13 protein-coding genes and 1 pseudogene are annotated in these 17,192 nt (G+C 72.7%); 4 read left to right on the forward strand and 10 right to left on the reverse strand.

What is annotated here, in order from left to right:
* Nucleotides 1–49 precede the first annotated feature (49 nt).
* The 6 genes from ACFYZB_RS29380 to ACFYZB_RS29405 all read right to left on the reverse strand — a co-directional run bounded on the left by ACFYZB_RS29380 (nucleotide 50) and on the right by ACFYZB_RS29405 (nucleotide 7,620).
* Nucleotides 50–1,075 (reverse strand): hypothetical protein, encoded by a 1,026-nt coding sequence (locus tag ACFYZB_RS29380; RefSeq protein WP_388763786.1) that lies wholly within the window; start codon nucleotides 1,073–1,075, stop codon nucleotides 50–52.
* A 32-nt stretch (nucleotides 1,076–1,107) separates the two neighbouring features.
* Entirely contained in the window at nucleotides 1,108–2,112 is a 1,005-nt protein-coding gene (locus ACFYZB_RS29385; protein WP_388763788.1) for a phosphotransferase, read from the reverse strand.
* Nucleotides 2,113–2,237: 125 nt separating this feature from the next.
* On the reverse strand, nucleotides 2,238–4,067 hold the full coding sequence (locus ACFYZB_RS29390) for a phospholipase C (protein WP_388763789.1): 1,830 nt from the start codon (nucleotides 4,065–4,067) through the stop codon (nucleotides 2,238–2,240).
* 176 nt (nucleotides 4,068–4,243) lie between these two features.
* The gene (efeB, locus tag ACFYZB_RS29395; protein WP_351208343.1) at nucleotides 4,244–5,482 is read right to left on the reverse strand and encodes an iron uptake transporter deferrochelatase/peroxidase subunit; all 1,239 of its coding nucleotides are present in this window, start codon (nucleotides 5,480–5,482) and stop codon (nucleotides 4,244–4,246) included.
* A complete protein-coding gene (locus ACFYZB_RS29400) occupies nucleotides 5,479–6,687 on the reverse strand; it encodes an EfeM/EfeO family lipoprotein (protein WP_388763790.1) in 1,209 nt (402 codons plus the stop codon). The genes efeB and ACFYZB_RS29400 overlap by 4 nt, the downstream gene beginning before the upstream one ends.
* Before the next feature lie 156 nt (nucleotides 6,688–6,843).
* Nucleotides 6,844–7,620, reverse strand: coding sequence for a polysaccharide deacetylase family protein (locus ACFYZB_RS29405; protein WP_388763791.1), 777 nt, complete (start codon nucleotides 7,618–7,620; stop codon nucleotides 6,844–6,846).
* Nucleotides 7,621–7,922: 302 nt separating this feature from the next.
* Between ACFYZB_RS29405 and ACFYZB_RS29410 the strand changes: the two are divergent.
* A pseudogene (locus tag ACFYZB_RS29410) lies at nucleotides 7,923–8,042 on the forward strand (prolyl aminopeptidase); the annotation flags it as partial.
* A gap of 97 nt (nucleotides 8,043–8,139) precedes the next feature.
* Here the strand turns inward: ACFYZB_RS29410 and ACFYZB_RS29415 are convergent.
* On the reverse strand, nucleotides 8,140–8,739 hold the full coding sequence (locus ACFYZB_RS29415; RefSeq protein ID WP_351208340.1) for a TetR/AcrR family transcriptional regulator: 600 nt from the start codon (nucleotides 8,737–8,739) through the stop codon (nucleotides 8,140–8,142).
* Nucleotides 8,740–8,873: 134 nt separating this feature from the next.
* Between ACFYZB_RS29415 and ACFYZB_RS29420 the strand changes: the two genes are divergently transcribed.
* Nucleotides 8,874–9,722, forward strand: a complete 849-nt coding sequence (locus ACFYZB_RS29420; protein WP_388763793.1) for an alpha/beta fold hydrolase — start codon at nucleotides 8,874–8,876, stop codon at nucleotides 9,720–9,722.
* Nucleotides 9,723–9,770: 48 nt separating this feature from the next.
* On the opposite strand, the gene ACFYZB_RS29425 is transcribed toward ACFYZB_RS29420, so the two are convergent.
* Together ACFYZB_RS29425 and ACFYZB_RS29430 are read right to left on the reverse strand one after the other, a co-directional pair.
* Complete coding sequence (locus ACFYZB_RS29425; protein ID WP_388763795.1) at nucleotides 9,771–10,538, reverse strand: GNAT family N-acetyltransferase; 768 nt, start codon at nucleotides 10,536–10,538, stop codon at nucleotides 9,771–9,773.
* 310 nt (nucleotides 10,539–10,848) lie between these two features.
* On the reverse strand, nucleotides 10,849–11,640 hold the full coding sequence (locus ACFYZB_RS29430) for an SDR family NAD(P)-dependent oxidoreductase (protein WP_351208337.1): 792 nt from the start codon (nucleotides 11,638–11,640) through the stop codon (nucleotides 10,849–10,851).
* A gap of 97 nt (nucleotides 11,641–11,737) precedes the next feature.
* Between ACFYZB_RS29430 and ACFYZB_RS29435 the strand changes: the two genes are divergently transcribed.
* Nucleotides 11,738–12,349: a TetR family transcriptional regulator gene (locus ACFYZB_RS29435; protein WP_351208336.1), complete on the forward strand. Its 612-nt coding sequence runs from the start codon at nucleotides 11,738–11,740 to the stop codon at nucleotides 12,347–12,349.
* A gap of 39 nt (nucleotides 12,350–12,388) precedes the next feature.
* Here ACFYZB_RS29435 and ACFYZB_RS29440 read toward each other — a convergent pair whose 3' ends face one another.
* On the reverse strand, nucleotides 12,389–14,455 hold the full coding sequence (locus tag ACFYZB_RS29440) for a SpoIIE family protein phosphatase (protein WP_388763798.1): 2,067 nt from the start codon (nucleotides 14,453–14,455) through the stop codon (nucleotides 12,389–12,391).
* A 195-nt stretch (nucleotides 14,456–14,650) separates the two neighbouring features.
* On the opposite strand from ACFYZB_RS29440, the gene ACFYZB_RS29445 reads away from it, so the two are divergent.
* Complete coding sequence (locus ACFYZB_RS29445) at nucleotides 14,651–17,149, forward strand: SpoIIE family protein phosphatase (RefSeq protein ID WP_388763800.1); 2,499 nt, start codon at nucleotides 14,651–14,653, stop codon at nucleotides 17,147–17,149.
* Nucleotides 17,150–17,192 lie beyond the last annotated feature (43 nt).

Here is a 17,192-nt window from a genome sequence, read left to right on the forward strand (position 1 = left end):
GCCGGGCCGCCGGCGGTACGGCCGAACGGGTGACGTCCGTGGGGTCCGGTCAGGTGCGGAAACCGATGTGCACGTGGTCGTGATGGGTGGCGTCGCTGAAGAACTGACCGGCACTGCCGCCCGACAGCAGCACGGGGCCGCCCACGTTGTACGACCCGGCAGCCGCCGCGTCCCGCATGAACCGCTCGATCAGGCCGCGCGAGGTCGCCGGATCGACGACCGCGTGGCCGTCGATCCGCCACACGTCGAAGGCCCGGCCCCGCGGGTGGTCGCTGGGGCGGCTGGTGCCGAACACGTCCAGGGGATGCCCGGAGCGGACCACGCTCACCTCCAGCCGGTACGTCCGCGCCAGCCCGAGCATCGCCCGCGCCACACTGGTGTGCACCCGGCCACTGCGCAGATCCGCCACGGCGGCGGGCGGCAGCACGATGCGGTCGTCCGACAGGACGCTCCGGACGTCCGGCGCCAGGAACCGGGCGGCCGGTCCGGGCTGGGCCGGGTGCAGGGCGTCGACCGTCCAGCCGGAGGCCGACCGGGACAGGCGCACGTCGACCGTCGTCCCGCCGGCGCTCACCGTGCCGGCGCGCCGGGTCCACTGCCGGCACACCACCAGCACGCTGGCCGAGCGGGACAGGATCCCGCCGTACTGCGCGTCCACGACCTGCAGCGCCGTCTGGTCGGCCGTCGGCAGCAGAGGCCCTGCCTGCCCCACGAGGGCCGTCGGCAGCCCGAGCGCCGCGACCCTCGCCCGGGCCGCTGCCGCGCCGCCCTGCCCCGCGGCCCAGGCGCCGATCGCCTCCACCAGCCGCACGGCGCGCAGCTTCGCGGCCGGCTGGACCTCGGCGGACGTGGGCCGCCAAGGAGTGGTGCGCGGCAGCGCGGGAGAGGGCGACGGCGATCCGGTGCCGGCTGGGGGCTCCTGGGACGCGTGCGTGGGCGTGGTCGTACGGGACGGGTGCGCGCCCGGGGCCGTACGGCCGGTACAGCCCGCCGCGCCGAGCGCGGCACCGGTGAGGGCTGCCAGCACGGCACGGCGACCGGGCGGGGGAGCGGCGGGCGGCGGAGTGCGGGTCATACGGCCCAGTGTCCGCCGTACGACACGGTGGGCTAGGGGAACGGCGGGTCGTCGAAGATCGCCAGCAGGGACTCGGAGCTCTGCTCGGCGCCCGGGACGGTGCCCGAGGGGCCGGGAAACGTGCGGCCCCAGGACGCGGCGCGGCCCAGGACGCTCAGGCGCCAGGCGAGGTGTGCGGCGCGGCGCAGCTCCGCGGGCGCGCGGCCGGTGCCCGTCCAGGGCTCCAGGTAGGCGTCGAGCAGCCGGGTCAGGACCTGCGGCCCGTACCGTGCGCGAGCCTTCTCGGCGGGGACGCGCAGGCTGCAGAACGGGTGCGAGACGACCGCGTCGCCCCAGTCGAAGAAGGTGAACCGGCCCGGTGCCGGACGGAACAGCTGGCCGTCGTGCAGGTCCGCGTGGTCGAGGGTGTCCTCGACGCCGAGGGAGGCGAGTTCGGCGCACCAGTCCGTGAGCCGGGGCCGCAGCCGCTCCAGCCGCTCGCGTGCCTCCGGGCGCAGGGCGGTGTTCCTCGTGAGCAGCTCGTCGAAGGCCTCGGGCAGGCCGGTGGTCCGGGGGGCGGGCACCCCGAGCCGCTCGATCTCGCGCGCGTGCGCAGTGAGGGCCCGCTGCAGGCTCGCGTACTGGCGCAGCAGTTCCTCCCAGGTCCGCGGCTCGACCGCCTCCCGGGCGAGCACATCGCGGAACAGCTCTCCTCCGTCGGGCAGCAGGACCCAGGCGCGCTCGGCGTCGACGGCCAGCGGCTGCAGGACGTGCTCAGGCACCCAGCGGGCCAGTGCGGCGGTCAGCGGGCCCTCGAAGGCGCTGGCCGGCGGATTCGCCTTGAACCAGACGGCATCCCGGCCCTCGACCGGCACCCGCACCAGCACCGACCACGGCCGCAGCCGCACCCTCAGCTCACCGTCCGGCCGCAGGCCGTGGGAGGCGAGCTGCTCCGCCACCCAGTCGAGGGCCGAGGCCCGCCACGACTCCTGCTCCCACGGGGTCGGCGCGTACTGGTGGTTGCTCCGGTCCACGACGATCGAGAACTCACGTTGCACCGCGCCATTTCAACATCACGGCCGGCGATCCGGCCACCCGTTTCGTCGGTGGTTCTGCGCCCTGGCCGGGACACGCGAACGCGCCCCCGGTCACCGACCGGGGGCGCGTGTGCCGGACTGCGGGATCAGGCCCGCTGCTTGCGGCGCAGCGTCAGGTACGTGCCGGTCGCACCCGCGGCCAGCAGGGCACCCGCCCCGAGGCCGACCGGGAGCGTCGGGAAGCCGGAGGCGTCCGTCGTCGCGGCCGTGTTCTGCATCGCCGGGCCCGGGGTGATGCTGGTGGACACCGGGGCGATGTGCTGGATCGGGCCGACGTGCCGGACCGAGCCGTCGGAGTTCAGCAGCACCTGCCTGTTGTTCGGGTGCCGGAAGTCGAACATGCCCGCGAGGGAGCCGGCCGTGGCGTCGAAGGAGTGGTCGCCGATGCGGCCGGTGCACCAGTTGTCCTCGATGAACCGGGTGATGGACGCCTGGTCGGTCAGGGTGTGGTCGACCTTGTTGACCTTGCTGTACGGCGAGACGACGAGCAGCGGCTGGCGGGTGCCGGGGCCGCAGCGGTCGGCGTAACCGCCGGACGCCTTCGGGCCGTTCTGGCAGGCCGGGCTGTCGGTGGCCTTGCCGTTGGAGCCGAGGGAGGTGTCGGTCGAGCCGTTCCTGGGGGCGACGTAGGCGTGGTCGTACCAGCCGTCGGAGTCGTCGTAGGCGATCACGATCGCGGTGGACTTCCACTGCGGCGAGCTCTGGATCGCGTTGATCTCGTCGACCAGGAAGTGCTGCTCGTCGACCGGGTCGGAGTAGCCGGCGTGGCCGTCCTGGTACTCACCGGCCTTGAGGAAGCTCACCGCCGGCAGCTTGCCCGCCTTGAGCGCGGCGGAGAAGTCGGTCAGGTCGTAGTTGTGGTTGGCCCGGCCGTTGTGGCCGATCTCCGAGACGCTCTTCGGCGCCAGGTGGTGCGGGTTCGCCGTCGACTTGTAGTAGGAGAACGGGTTGTGGTGCGGGCTGTAGTCCGCCACCGCGGCGCCGCCCATGTTGGTGTGCGTGGTGTCGCACTTGGCGTACGAGCCGGACGTGCCGTTCCACGCGGTCGACGGACGGAAGCCGCCCTGGAACCAGCCCCAGCTCACCTTCTTGGCGTTGAGCAGGTCACCGATGTTCCTGCCCTGCATCGACGCCAGCGCGTTGCTGCTCGTGTGGTCCTTGCCGGAGCAGTCGTCGTAGGCCGGGTCGGGGTCGTTGATGACCGTGCCCACGCCCTTGGCGTCCGGGGACTTGACCGCGTAGGCGTCCGGCGTCGAGGTCTGCTTGGGGTTCTCGGTGCCGGTGGACGGGTCCATGGAGATCACGCCGTGCGTGTTGCCGGAGATCAGGTTCAGCGCGCCGGGCGTGGAGGGACCGTAGTTCGAGCTGAACGAGCGGTCACTCAGGGAGTAGTGCTGGGCGTAGTTCCACAGCGCGGTGACGGTGTTGCCGTCGTAGTAGTCCATGACCAGGCCGGGCTCGCCGAACAGGCCGCCGCTGCACTTGTCGACCTCGGTGTTCTGCACGAACTGGTCGGCCTTGCCGCCGTTGTAGGCGTACTGCTCCGGCCCGTAGGAATGGTTCTGGTCGCAGGTCATCGCCTGGGACGGGGACAGCCGCTTCGGCGCGTACTGGTTCGGGTTGTTCTTCAGCAGCCCGGCGTGCGCGAGGGTGTCGATGTCCTTCGGGGTCTTCTTCGACGCGGTGAACTTCGTGCCGTCGGTGTTGGCGGCCTTCGGGTACGTGGCGAAGTAGTGGTCGAAGGAGATGTTCTCGTCGAAGAGCACGACGACGTGCTTGATCGGCGTGGTCGTCGAGGCCTGGCCCGCGGACACGGCCGCCCAGCCGGGCGCGTTGCTGCCGAGTGCGGTCAGCGCGACGGCTCCCGCGAGCGCGCCGAGAGTCCGCAGTGCGGCTCGTCTTCCTCTGCTGGCCATGGTGGTCTACCCCTCCGGACTGAACGTCTGTGCGTCGTACGAGCAGGGATGCTGCGCCTGTTGCCGGACGCGTCGGCGGAGCCATGATGGCCTGCGGGTGAACACCGAGTCAGGGAAGCTGGGGCAAATCTTGACGGTGTGTTGACCCGGCCGGCCGCCGAGTTGTCCGGACAGGTTCAGCCGAACAGGGCGCGACCGTACCAGTCCGAGGCGTCCCGTACACCGGGCAGCGCGAAGAAGTAGCCACCGCCGAACGGGCTGATGTAGTCCGTCAGCGGCTCACCCGCCAGGCGGTGCTGCACCGTCTCGAACTGCCGCTTCAGGTCCTGCTGGTAGCAGGTGAACAGCAGGCCCATGTCGAGGTTGCCGTTGGCGTCCATACCCCGGTCGTAGTTGTACGCGCGGCGCAGCAGACGCTGGTCCGCGGTGGCCGGGGTGCGTGGGTTGGCGAGCCGGATGTGCGCGTCCAGCGGGATGACGTCACCCTTGGGATCGTCGGCGTACTTCGGCGTGTCGTGCTCGTGGTCGCCGTCCAGCGGCGCTCCGGAGGAGCGGGCGCGGCCGAACATCCGCTCCTGCTCGCCGAGCGAGACCCGGTCCCAGAACTCCACCAGCATCCGGATCAGGCGTACGACCTGGTAGCTGCCGCCGACCGTCCAGTCCGGCTCGCCCATGCCCCTGCCCACCCACACCAGGCGGTCCATCTCCCGGGCGCTGGTGGCGTCCGGGTTCGCGGTGCCGTCCTTGAACCCCATCAGGTTGCGCGGGGTGCCGGAGGGGCGGGGCGGGCTGGAGAAGCCGTCGAGGCGCCAGCGGACCTGAGCGGCGCCCCGGGTGTGCCGGGCGATGTCGCGCAGCGCGTGCAGGGCGGTGTCGGGCTCGTCGGCGTGCAGTTGGAGGCTGAGGTCGCCGTGGCACCAGTCGGCCCGCAGGTCGTCGTCGGGGAAGGCGGGCATCGCGGTCAGCCGCCGGGGCCTGAGTGCGGCCAGCCCGAACCGGTCGTCGAAGAGCGAGGCGCCGACGCCGACCGTCACGGCGAGTTGACCGGCGGGCAGCCGGTCGCCGAGGACACCCGAGTCGGCGGGCGGGCCGGTGATGCCCACCGGGGACGGGGTACCGCCCGAGGTCAGGAAGCGGGCCCGGTCGGTGAGCGCGCGCAGCAGGTCGGTGAGCTCGGCGCGGCTCCCGGCGGTCACGTCGAGGGAGGCGAACACGCAGGTGCGGCGGGGGGCCGCGATGGCCGAGGCCTGGTGGAGGCCGTGGAACGGGGCGACGGACGCCGGGGTGGCCGCCGGTGTCCGCGCGGGGGCGGCGGCGCTGGTGGCGAGGCCGGCCCCCGTCAGGGCGGCGCCGCGCAGGAAGCCGCGCCGGCCCAGGCCGTCGGGTCCTTCGGCGGTGAGGGCACGCTCGCTCACACGGTCCTCCGGGGGTCGCACAGGGTGGCCACCGATGCCAGGCGCTCGACCAGGTCACCGAGCACCGCGTTCACGTCCTCCCGCTGGGCGCGGGTGAGACGGTCCAGCGCGGTCCAGGAACCGTCCCGGTGGAACCCGTCCAGGGTCCGCCCGGCGCGGTCCAACTCCCTCTGGAGTTCGGGAAGTCCGGCGTACCGGGTCGCCAGCAGGGGCCTGAGCCGGGACAGGACCTCGCGGGTGCCGTCGAGATTGGCGCGCGCGGTGGCGAGGTTGCTGCCGCTGCCGTAGTCGGTGCGGCCGGTCAGCTCGAACTGCACGGTGTTCTCCAGGATCTCGTGCGCGCGCAGGCCCAGCTGGGCGGGGTCCATACGGGTCTGCGACCAGGCGTCCCGCAGCCCGGTCACCGCCTTCAGCAAAGCCGCCGCCGGATCGCGCAGCCCGGCGGCCGACTCACCGTGCCACAGCCCGTACTCGACGCGGTGGAACCCGGCGAAGTCCTTGTCGTGCACCCCGCCGGGCAGTCCGGCGTCGGTGCCGTTGATCGCCGCGTCAGCGTCGCCGAAGGCGTCGTACGCCGCGCCCAGCCGCTCGTACTCCAGATGCGCGGGCAGCCAGGCCGTCCGCGCGGCCACGAGGTCACCCCGGTCGATCGCGTCCCTGAGCCGCGTCGTCAGCCGGACGACCTCGTCGAGTCCGCCGCCGACCCACTTCTGGTAGGCGAGGGCGGGCGGGATCAGGTCGTGCTCCGAGAGCGGGGCGGCGCCCGGGCCGGGCTGTCCGCCGGTGATGTGCACGGTGGGGCCGGTGACGGCGTCGGCGTCGTCGGGCACGCACTTGAAGGCGTACGTCCCCCGGCCCAGCCGGACCGTCAACTGCCGTGTCGTACCGGGCCCGATGCCCTCCACCTCGCCGTACACCACCTGGCTGCCCGGGTCCTCCAGGTAGACCTCGGCGGCGCCGTCGGAGGAGTTGTGCAGGTCGAAGGTCCGCACCCCGGGCTCGGGCCGGGTCCAGCCGCGGCCGCAGCGGCTCTCCGACACATCGACGACGACGTGCGCCGACGGGGCGCCGGCGGCCCGGCCGTGGCGCGGGCCGCCGAGCGAACACGCCAGCAGCGTGCCCGCGAGGGCCGCGGCGAGGGCGACGAACACGGCGGGCGCCGTCCGGAGACGAGCGGACCGCGTGCCGAGGCGAGGCAACGGCATGGCGAGCCTTTCCGGGACGACGTAGTACGCAGCGGCCTCATGGTAGGCACGCCTCCGGATGCGAAGGGCCGTCCCAGGACTTCGATGGCCCAGATTTCCCCCGGGGTTCACCGGGGGTTGGCCGGAAACTGCCGGTGATCACCGGGGCAGGCTCGTTCAGCGCACCGGGAAACCGAAGGAGTAGCCCTGCTGCTTCAGCCACGGCAGCAGGGTGCGCAGCGCCGCCACCGTCTGCGAGCGGTCGCCGCCCGCGTCGTGGAAGAGGATCGTCGGCCCGTTGGTCACCTCCCGCTGGACCGTGGCGACGATGGTGGCCGTGCCAGGCCGCTCGAAGTCCTTGGAGTCCACGTTCCAGCCGAGCGGACGCATCCCGTGCGAGGCCGCCAGGTGCCGGCTGTACGGGGTGAAGGCGCCGCCCGGAGCCCGGTAGTACATCGGCTGCACCCCGCCGGACGCCTGGGTGATCTGCCGTTGCGCCTCCAGTACCTCGTGCGACTGGTAGGCCTCGGACTTCTTGTCCATCGTGGTGTCGTGCGACACCGTGTGGTCGCACAGCCGGTGCCCGGCCGCCACCACCTGCCGGACCAGCTCCGGGTGCGCCTGGGCCAGCGGGCCGATCATGCAGAACGTCGCCTTCACGCCGTTCTCGCGCAGCACTTGGAGCACCTGCGGGGTCCAGACGGGGTCCGGGCCGTCGTCGATGGTGATGTTGACCGCGTGCTCGCCCCCGTCCGAGGCGTGGACGATGTCGGCGGACACGGCGACCGTCTTCGGCGCGGCGTGCCGGGCCGGGGCACCCGCCCCGGCCGAACCGCCGCCGCCCGGCTGGCCGGCCTGCGCGCTCCACACCGATGTGGCGGCCGCCACCGCGGTGACCCCGACCGCCGCCGCGACCATCCGGCCGTACCAACCCCGCCCACCGTGCCGCGCCATACCCCGCCCCGTTCCGTGCGTGTCCCTGTGCTCTTGTGCATCCGCGTTCCGTGCACCTGTCAGGACGGCCAGGGTTGATCGCGGGATCCGGCTGTTACCGATCACGGACAATTCCGGGGCGCTTTCGCGACAGAGCACTACCCGGGACAACGGCACCGGAGGGGCGAAGGACACCGCGGAGAAACGTGCAACTGCAGGGGGTGCCCCTGGAGTAGAGCCGGCCGGTCCTCGGCCACCGACGGGACCGGTCGGAGGCTCTACGGTGCGCGGATGGACCTCTATCCGGAGATCGGACCGTACGCACACCCGGTACCCCCCGGATCTTCCCGGACGCCTTCGCCGAGTTCCGGTCACAGGTGCCGGCCGGCGAGCGGGACGGCAACCTCGCCGCCGCCTACAACCGGCTGCTCGCATCACCCGACGTGCTGGACCACGGAACCGGGATCGCCCCGCTCCGCGACCTCTGCCGGGGGAGCGGGAGGAGCCGGCAGAGCCGGCGGACCTGACGGCCACGCCGGATCATCTCCCGGCCAGCGCCGCTCGTACGATCGCCGCGGCCGCCGCGCCGGCGGCCCGTACCGGTTCGGTGCTGCGCGCGGCCCGGCCCAGCATGAAGGCACCCTCCAGCAGGGCGACGACCGAGCTCGCCGTCTCCCGGGCGGCGGGCCCGGGGATGCCTCCCTGGGCGTAGTAGGCGGCGAGGTGGCCGATCCAGCTGTCGAAGACCTCCGAAGTGGCCCGCCGCAGCGTGTCGTTGGTGCTCGCGACCTCCATCGCCACCGTCGCGATGGGACAGGGGTCGGCGAAGTCCAGTTCGGCGAGGGTGCCGGCCGCTGCGGCGAAGGCGTCGGCGGTGGCCGCCACCCGGTCCTCGTACGGCTCCATGAGCGTGGTGATGAGCCCCAGATAGACGGCCCCCGAGGTGCGGATCACCTCCTCGCCCAGCTGGGCCTTGCCGCCGGGGAAGAAGTGGTAGATCGAGCCGAAGGGCGCCTCGGCGGCCTCGGCGATCTGTTTCATGCCCGTGCCGGTGTACCCCGAGCGCCGGAACAGCTCGGTGCCCGCGTGCACGATCCGCTGCCGGGTCTCGTGGGTGCTGATGGCCTTGCCGTCGCTCACGGTGGTACCTCCGGGGAGCCGCTGTTGCCCAAGGGCGGTCGGCGCTTATTGTGTCACTAGAACGATCTATCAAGAACGATCTACCGAGAGACCGAGAGACGGTCCAAGCGGCCGACCGGGGCGGAGGCACGGGCATGGCGGAGATCGAGCTGAGCGCGGGAACCATCGACTACCAGGACACCGGAGGTGACGGCCCCACCGTCGTCCTCGCCCACGGCCTCGGCTTCGACGACTCGGTCTGGGCCGACGTCGTCTCCGCCCTGCGCCCCGATTTCCGTGTCCTGGTCCCCGTGCTGCCCCTCGGCAGCCACCGGCGTCCCATGCGGCCGGACGCGGACCTCTCCGCGCACGGCATCGCCCGCCTGCTGGCCGAGTTCATGGCCCGCCTGGACCTGCGGGACGTCACCCTCGTCCAGAACGACACCGGTACGGCCCAACTCCTCGTCGGCGTACGGGACGAACGCATCGCCCGGCTCGTCCTGACCTCGTGCGAGGCCCTGGACAACTACCCGCCCGGCATCCAGGGCCGCACCCTGTACGCGGCCTGCAGGATCCCCGGTGGCGTGTTCCTCCTCCTGCAGTCCTTCCGCTTCCCCTTCCTCGCCCGCATGCAGACCTCGCTCGGCGGAATGGCGAAGAGGCGGCTGCCGAAGGAACTCGTCGCACGCTGGTACGGCCCGTTGCTGACGAACCGCCACATCCGCCGGGACTTCGCCAAGTTCCTCCGTACGACCCGGAAGGACTGCTATCTGGAAGCCGCCCGGAACCTGACTGGCTTCGCCCGCCCGGCGCTGGTCGCCTGGGGCGCCGAGGACCGCATGATGCCGCCCGCGACGGGCCGGCGCCTGGCCGAACTGCTGCCGAACGCGCGCTATGTGGAGATCCCCGACGCCCGAACCCTGGTCCAGCTGGACAACCCGGCGGCGCTCACGGAGGAGATCCGCCGGTTCGTCAAGGACAACCCTCTGCCCGGCGAAGACTGACGCCGGACCTCGGACGCCGCGAGGGCACGGGCCCGCCGGCCCGGGAGGTCACGCGTCCAGTGAGACGTACAGTCGCGTGCCGCCGGGCCGGAAGCCGACCCTCTCGTACACACGTCGGGAGCCCTCTCCCGAGTACTCCAGCCACACGGACCGCGCTCCCCGGCCGAACATGGTCCCGGCCAGGGTCGCGGTGACCGCGCCGGCGATGCCACGCCCCCGGTACGCGGGAAGCGTGCCCACGCCCGCCAGCTCCGCCGTGCCCTCGGCGGGTGCCGAGCAGAGCGCGCCGCCGGCGCAGCCTCCGCCAGAGGCCCGGACGAACCGGACGGCTCCGCCGCCCTCCTCGGTGCGCCGCAACCGTGCCGCGCCTTCCGGGGAGGGCTCCCACTCGCCGCCGAAGGCCTCGGACAGCGCGATGTCGAGGGCGGTGTAGTCGGCCTGCGAAGCCGGGGCTTCCACGCCGACCGGGCTCGCCGTGCCGTTTCCGGAGCGGGGCACGGCCAGCGTCGCCGGCGTGCAGACCAGGTACTCGTGCACCGCCTCCGTGCCGAAACCGGCCCGGCGCAGCGCGGGTTCCACGGCGGGGGCGGAATCCGGGGCGAACTCCAGCCGGGGCTTGAGCCCGCGCTCGCGGAACGCGGCGATCAGGTCGGCGATGTCCCGGTCGGTGGGCTCGGCGCCGGGAAAGGGGGTGGCGTAGTTGACGTACGGGCTGGTGGTCGAGGGGTCGAACCCCACGACGAAGCCGCCGACTTCACGCGCCGCCGGGCGGCGCAGGAGGTGGGCGACGGCAAAGCTCTGGACATCGGTGCGCACGATGAAAGACCTCACGGTGTGGGCTGGTGCAGGGGAACGGCCTCTGCGAGGAGGCGGGCGGTGTGCTGGACACCGCGTCGTCGGGCCGCCGTGAGGAGACGCGAAGGGTGCTGATGGACGCTGCCGTCGGGCGGCGGCTCAGTACCCGCGGCGGCCGCTGGGGGACGCCGGAACCATGGACCTCAGTCCTTCGTGTCGAGTGGTCGATGCGCTGTTGATCTCGCTTGAGCCTGCCACAGCGCGGGTGTGCATGACAAGCGGAATGGTGTCGCGGCGCCCGCACCGGAGGTGGACCCCGGAATGGGGCACCTCAGCGGCTCGAGCGCTGGGCGGCCACGATCGCCTTCACCGTCGGCTCCGCGCCGGCCAGCCGCTGCACCCGCTCCGCGAACCCCGGGAACTGCGAGGCGACCTTGGTGAGGAAGCGCAACTCGGGCGGTGCCACGTTGACCTCGGCGAGATCGCGTTCGATCGCCCGCGTCACGCCCTTGCAGACCTGCGCGGGCGAGACGGTGCGGACCCTGCCGGGCGTCGCCGAGCCCGTCTTCGCGAACATGCCCAGGTCGCGTACGAAACCCGGCTGGACGATCGAGACCCCGACGCCCGTGCCGTGCAGATCCTGGCGGAAGGCCAGCGAGAATCCGCGCAGCCCGAACTTCGTCGCGGTGTACAGGGACGACGACTTGGTGGCGGCCATGCCGGACAGCGACCCGACGAAGCAGATGTGACCGCGCCCGGCGGCCACCATGCCCGGAGCGAGCAGCCGGGCGAGCATCGCCGGGGCCCGCAGGTTCACGGCCAGGGCGCGGTCGATCTGCTCCGGCGTGTAGTCGAGCACATCGCCGCTGGAGGGCAGCGCCGCATTGGCGAGGAGGATGTCCGTGCCGGCGGCCTCCTCGGCCAGCCGCCGCACATCGTCGGGGTCGGCCAGATCGGCGGCGACGATCCGGGCGCCGTAGCGTTCGGCGAGCGGTTCGAGTGCCTCGACCCGGCGGCCGGTGAGCACCAGACGGGCGCCGCGGGCGGCCAGTTCGGCGGCGAGCGCGCCGCCGATGCCGCCGGTGACCCCGGTGAGCAGAACGGTTGACCCGGCAATGTGCACGACGACCTCCAGTCCCTGTTCGTTCGAACGAACAATAGGGAGGTCGAGCGGCCCTGTCCACAGGAGCGGCCCCCCCGGTGATGGAAGAATGCACGTCATGCCTGATGCCGCCCCCTCCGCCCCGATGCGCCAGCGCATCATCACCGCCGTCCTGCAGATCATCGGCGAGGACGGAGTCGCGGCGGTCACCAACCGGCGGATCGCCAAGGAAGCGGGCGTGTCCCTCGGTTCGGTGACCTACCACTTCGAGACCCAGCACGAGCTGCTGCGGGAGAGCCTGCTGCACTTCGTGCGCCAGGAGGCCCGGCACTTCACCGAACTGGCGGACCAGTGCCAGACGGAGGGCCTGGACGTCGAGGACGCGGCGTCGCTGGCCGGCCAGGTGGCCTGCGGCTCGGCGCTGGACAGCGCCCATCTCGCACCCTTCGAGCTGTACCTGCACGCCGGGCGCGACGAGCGCCTGCGCGAGGCGGCCGCCGAGGCCTTCCGGGCCTACGACCTGCTCGCCGCCCGCATCCTCACCGCGCTGGGCGTCCCCGACGCCGAGCGTCTGGCCGCCACGACGGTCGCCCTGGTCATGGGCCTGCAACTGCGGCGTCTGGCCACGGGCAGCCCCGCGGACGACCTGGTCGACGCCCTCCTGCTGCTCGTGCGCGGGTCCGCCGACCGGTCGGCCACGGCCGCTTCGGGGGAGCCGGCGGCGCAGTAGGGCGTCGGGCGCCCCGAGCACCACGCCGTGCGGGAGGGCCTACAGCGCCCGGGCGATGAGCAGGGCCACGTCGTCGTGGTCGTCGGGATGGCGCAGGCCGTACAGCAGGACGTCGCAGGTCTCCTCCAGCGGCCGGCGCGGCTCGTCCAGGAGGCCCAGCAGGGCGTTCAGCCGGTCGTCGATGGCGTGCTGACGGGTCTCCACCAGGCCGTCGGTGTAGAGGACCAGCACATCACCGGGGCGCAGGGCGACCGCCGTGGTCTCGAACCGGACGCCGCCGACGCCGAGTGGTGCCGCCGTCGGCAGCTCCAGGAGCCTCGGCGGGTCGCCGGGCCGCGCGAGCGCGGGCGGCATGTGTCCGGCGTTGGCGACGCTGCACTGCCCGGTGCCCGGGTCGTACACCGCGTACAGGCAGGTGACGATGTAGTGCTCCAGGTCGCAGGTGATCTTGTCCAGGTGCTGGAGCACCGCGCCGGGGGCGAGGTCGAGGTCGGCATAGGCGCAGGTGGCGGTGCGCAGCCGGCCCATGGTGGCGGCCGCGTCGATGCCGTTGCCCATGACGTCACCCACCACCAGGGCGGTCTTCTCGCCGGTCAGCGGGATGACGTCGTACCAGTCGCCGCCGACCTCGCTGGTGGCCAGTGCGGGCTGGTAGCGGGAGGCGAGTTCCAGCCCCGTGTGGTGCGCCGCGTGCTCGGGCAGGAGACTGCGCTGCAGGGTGAGCGCGGTGTTGCGGACGCTCTGGAACCAGCGGGCGTTGTCGATGGCCACCGCGGCCCGGCCGGCGAGCTCGGTGGCCAGGACGACGTCGTCCTCGTCGAACGGCGCCGGATTGCGGGTCCGCTTGAGATCGAGGGCGCCGAGCACCTCGCCGTGGGCGATCAGTGGCACGGCGAGATACGAGTGGACCCCGGCCTGGGCGAGCAGGGCGCCGGCCGCGGCGTCCCGGGCGATGCGCGGCAGATCGTGCGGACCGACATGCCGTACCAGGACCGGCCGCCCGGTGTGGACGCACAGGGTGACCAGGCGGTCGCCCTCGTAGGAGGCGATGTCTCCGGGCGCGTCGGCGGCACGCAGGGCGACGGTGGGGTGCGCCGCCTTCAGGGCGAGGGCGCGGAAGATTTCCGGGCCGTTGTCCGGTCTGCGCATACGACGGCAGGACAGGGCCGAGTCGAGGACGTCCACGGCGACCACGTCGGCGAGCGCCGGCGCCGTGATCTCCGCCAGTTCATGGGCGGTCTGTTCCACATCCAGCGCGGTGCCGACCCGCGCGGAGGCGTCCGCGATGAGCGCCAGGCGCCGCCGCGCCCGGTCGGCCTCGGCGGCCGCGCGGTGCCGCTCGGTGACGTCGACGACCGACACGGCCGCGCCCAGCACCCGGCCTCCGGGATCCTCCAGCCGGTAGAAGGACAGCGACCAGGCGTGCTCGTGGCCGGGGTCGGCCGGCGGTCGGCCGACGTGGTACTGGTCCAGCAGGGGCGTGCCTGTGGTGAGCACCTGACGGAGCGCGGACTCGACGGTGTCGACGTCCGGGAAGGGCAGGGTCTCCCTCAGGCTGCGGCCGATGTGGTCCTCGGCGAGCGTGCCGTCGATCCGCTCCAGCGCCGGGTTGACCAGGAGGTACCGCAGATCCGGGTCCAGGAGGGCCAGGCCGATGGGGGACTGGCTGATCAGCCGCTCGCACAGGGCCAGATCGGTCTCGACGCGCTGGAGCAGGGTGTGGTCGGCCGCGATGCCCAGGGCGTAGACGTCCCCGAGGTCGTCCAGCAGCCGCATGGTGCGGAACTCGGTCAGCCGGCTGCTGCCGTCCTTGTGCCGGACCGGGAACGCGCCGGCCCAGCCCCGGCCCGTCTCCAGCACCTCGGTGAACAGACTCACCACGGCCTGCAGATGCTCCGGGTGCACGAGCAGGCGCGCCGCCGAAGTGCCGAGGGCCTCCTCCGCGGAGTAGCCGAAGAGCTCCTCGGCCTGCGGGGTCCAGAAGACGATACGGCCGCGGGTGTCCAGCGCCACCGCGGCCACACTCAGCACGTCCAGCAGCCCGGTCGGCCGGGGCGGCTCGTCGCCGTGTTCCTCGTGGCCGGTTTCGTAGGAGTCCACTGCCATGCCGGGTTCACCTCCACCGGCCGGGCGGGCCGCACAGGCGCCGACGGCCGGTGCTTCCACGGTCCGTTGCCTCCATGGTCCCTCCGGCCCCGGCCCCGCCCAACCGCACGGCGCCGCGTCGGGCGGATCCGCACCTCCCGCTGTATCCATGCGTATCAAGGGAGAAACACTCATAGTGGTGTATGGGTGGAACTGATGGAATCTGCGCCAGAGGGCTTCGCCGCAGCCACGCCGCGGGGACCGGGTGATCTCTTCGACGCCTCCACCGACGCGGCTGCGGTCATATCGGCACACGGCGTCGTGGTCGGCTGGACCCGCGGCGCCGAAGCGTTCCTCGGGTACGCGGCGCGGGACGTCGTGGGCACCCCCGCCGCGCACCTGCTCGCCATGCCCGAGGACCCCGCACGGCTCGCCGGCGTCGTGGAGCGGTGCCGCGCCGGAAACGGCTGGAGCGGGCAGATCGCCGTACGGCACCGCGACGGCCGCAGCCTCGGCATCCAGCTGCGGGTCTCGGCCTCGTTCCGCATCGACGACAACGAGTGTTTCCTGGTGTCGGCCCGGGCGGAGCGGCAACGCTGGACCATGGGCCAGTCGGTCCTGGACGGGTTCCTGACCCGCTCACCGGTCGGCATGGCCGTCATGGACACCGAACTGCGCTGCGTCTGGCTGAACGACACCCTGGAACGGTTCGGCGGGGTCCCCCGGGACGAGCGGCTCGGACGGCGGCTCACCGAACTGCTGCCCGGGCTGCAGGCGGAGGCCCTGGAGGGCCTGATGCGCAAGGTGCTCGCGACGGGCCTGCCGGTGACCGACTACGAGTACACCGGCTGGAGCTGGGCCGACCCGCACCGCCGGCACGCCTACTCGACCTCCTTCTTCCCCCTGGTCGACGCCGACGACGCCATCACCGGCGTCTGCTACATGGTCCAGGACGTCACCGAGCGGTGGAACGCCCGGCAACTGCTGGCCCTGGTCAACGAAGCCGGTACCAGCATCGGCACCACCCTCGACGTGGTGCACACCGCCCAGGAGCTCGCCGACTTCGCCGTCCCCCGCTTCGCCGACTTCGTCATGGTCGACCTGCTGGAACCCGTCCTCAGCACCGAGGGCCACGGGGCGTGGCTGACCGACGCCGGTCCCGCACCCGCCGGGGCCGTGATGCGCAGGGCGGCGCAGCGTTCGGTGCGCGAGGGCACCCCCGAGGCCGTCGTCGGCCTCGGCGACCGGGTCGACTTCCTTCCGCCGCCCCACGACGCGCACCTGCTCCTCGACGGAGAGCCCCTGCTCATCCCGGTGCTCGACCCCTCCGACGAGCTCTGGGCCGCCCGGTACCCGGAGCGGACGGAGCGCATGCGCGAGTACGGCATGCACTCGCTCATCGCCGTGCCGATGCGGGCGCGGAACACCGCCCTCGGCCTGGCCACGTTCACCCGCTCGCTCAACCCCGTCTCCTTCGGGTCCGACGACGTCCTGCTGGCCCGGGAGCTGGTCGCACGCGCGGCGGTGTGCGTCGACAACGCCCGCCGCTACACCCGGGAGCACGCGGCGGCGGTCACCCTGCAGCGCAGCCTGCTGCCACCCGCCCTGACCGGCGGCACCGCGCTGGAGGTGGCCTCCTCCTATCTGCCGGCGGATCCCTCCGGCGGCGTCGGCGGCGACTGGTTCGACGTGATCCCGCTGTCCGGCGCACGGGTGGGCCTCGTCATCGGTGATGTGGTGGGCCACGGCACCACCGCGGCGGCGAGCATGGGCCGACTGCGCACCGCGGTGCAGACCCTCGCCGCCATGGAGATGCCGCCCGACGAACTGCTCGCCCACCTCGACGACCTCGTGTTCCGGCTGAGCGACGAGGAGGCGATGGCCGGCACGGCCGCCCGCAGCACCTTCATCGGCGCGACCTGCCTCTACGCCGTCTACGACCCGGTGAGCAAGCGGTGTGCCATGGCCCGGGCCGGTCATCCGCCACCCGTCGTCGTGGCACCGGACGGACATGCCTACTTCCCGGAGATCCCCGCCGGGCCCCCGCTCGGGCTGGGCGGCATGGCCTTCGAGGCCACCGAGATCGAACTGGCCGAGGACAGCCTCTTCGGCCTCTACACCAACGGTCTCATCGAGGGCCACGACCACGACGTGGAGCGGGGCATGTCCCGGCTCGGGGAGATCCTCGCCCACAGCGGCGACGTCCTGGACACACTGTGCACGTCCGTCGTACGGCAGCTCGTGCCCGAGCCGCAGCCCGACGACATCGCCCTGCTCCTGGCCCGCACCCACACCCTGGGCGCCGACCAGGTCGCCTCCTGGGACGTACCCCACGATCCGGCCGCCGTCGCCACCCTCCGCGCCCTCGCCACCCGCCAGGTCGAGGACTGGGGCCTCGGAGAGCTCGCCATGACGACCGAACTCGTCGTGAGCGAACTCGTCACCAACGCCGTCCGCTATGCCGCGCCGCCCATCCGGCTGAGGCTCCTGCGCGACGCCCGACTCACCTGCGAGGTCCACGACGCCAGCAGTACGGCCCCACGGCTCAGACATGCACGGAGCATGGACGAGGGCGGCCGCGGGCTCTTCCTGGTGGCGCAGCTCGCCCAGCGCTGGGGCGCCCGCTACACCGGCGAAGGGAAGATCATCTGGGCCGATCAGGAGATCCCCCCGAACCCGGATTTGCCTTCGAGCGCACTCCAGCATCCAGACTGACCGCGACGGAAATCCGTGCCGAGGACAGAACAGGACGGCAGCA

It is taken from the genome of Streptomyces sp. NPDC001852 (assembly GCF_042891825.1).
Lineage (GTDB): Bacteria > Actinomycetota > Actinomycetes > Streptomycetales > Streptomycetaceae > Streptomyces.

Bases quoted from the DNA above. Each gene is read 5' to 3' on its own strand.
- ACFYZB_RS29400 (WP_388763790.1), bottom strand. From the start codon at position 6,687: ATGCCGTTGCCTCGCCTCGGCACGCGGTCCGCTCGTCTCCGGACGGCG.
- ACFYZB_RS29420 (WP_388763793.1), top strand. From the start codon at position 8,874: ATGGCGGAGATCGAGCTGAGCGCGGGAACCATCGACTACCAGGACACC.
- ACFYZB_RS29380 (WP_388763786.1), bottom strand. From the start codon at position 1,075: ATGACCCGCACTCCGCCGCCCGCCGCTCCCCCGCCCGGTCGCCGTGCC.
- ACFYZB_RS29445 (WP_388763800.1), top strand. From the start codon at position 14,651: ATGGAATCTGCGCCAGAGGGCTTCGCCGCAGCCACGCCGCGGGGACCG.
- ACFYZB_RS29440 (WP_388763798.1), bottom strand. From the start codon at position 14,455: ATGGCAGTGGACTCCTACGAAACCGGCCACGAGGAACACGGCGACGAG.
- ACFYZB_RS29390 (WP_388763789.1), bottom strand. From the start codon at position 4,067: ATGGCCAGCAGAGGAAGACGAGCCGCACTGCGGACTCTCGGCGCGCTC.
- ACFYZB_RS29405 (WP_388763791.1), bottom strand. From the start codon at position 7,620: ATGGCGCGGCACGGTGGGCGGGGTTGGTACGGCCGGATGGTCGCGGCG.
- ACFYZB_RS29435 (WP_351208336.1), top strand. From the start codon at position 11,738: ATGCCTGATGCCGCCCCCTCCGCCCCGATGCGCCAGCGCATCATCACC.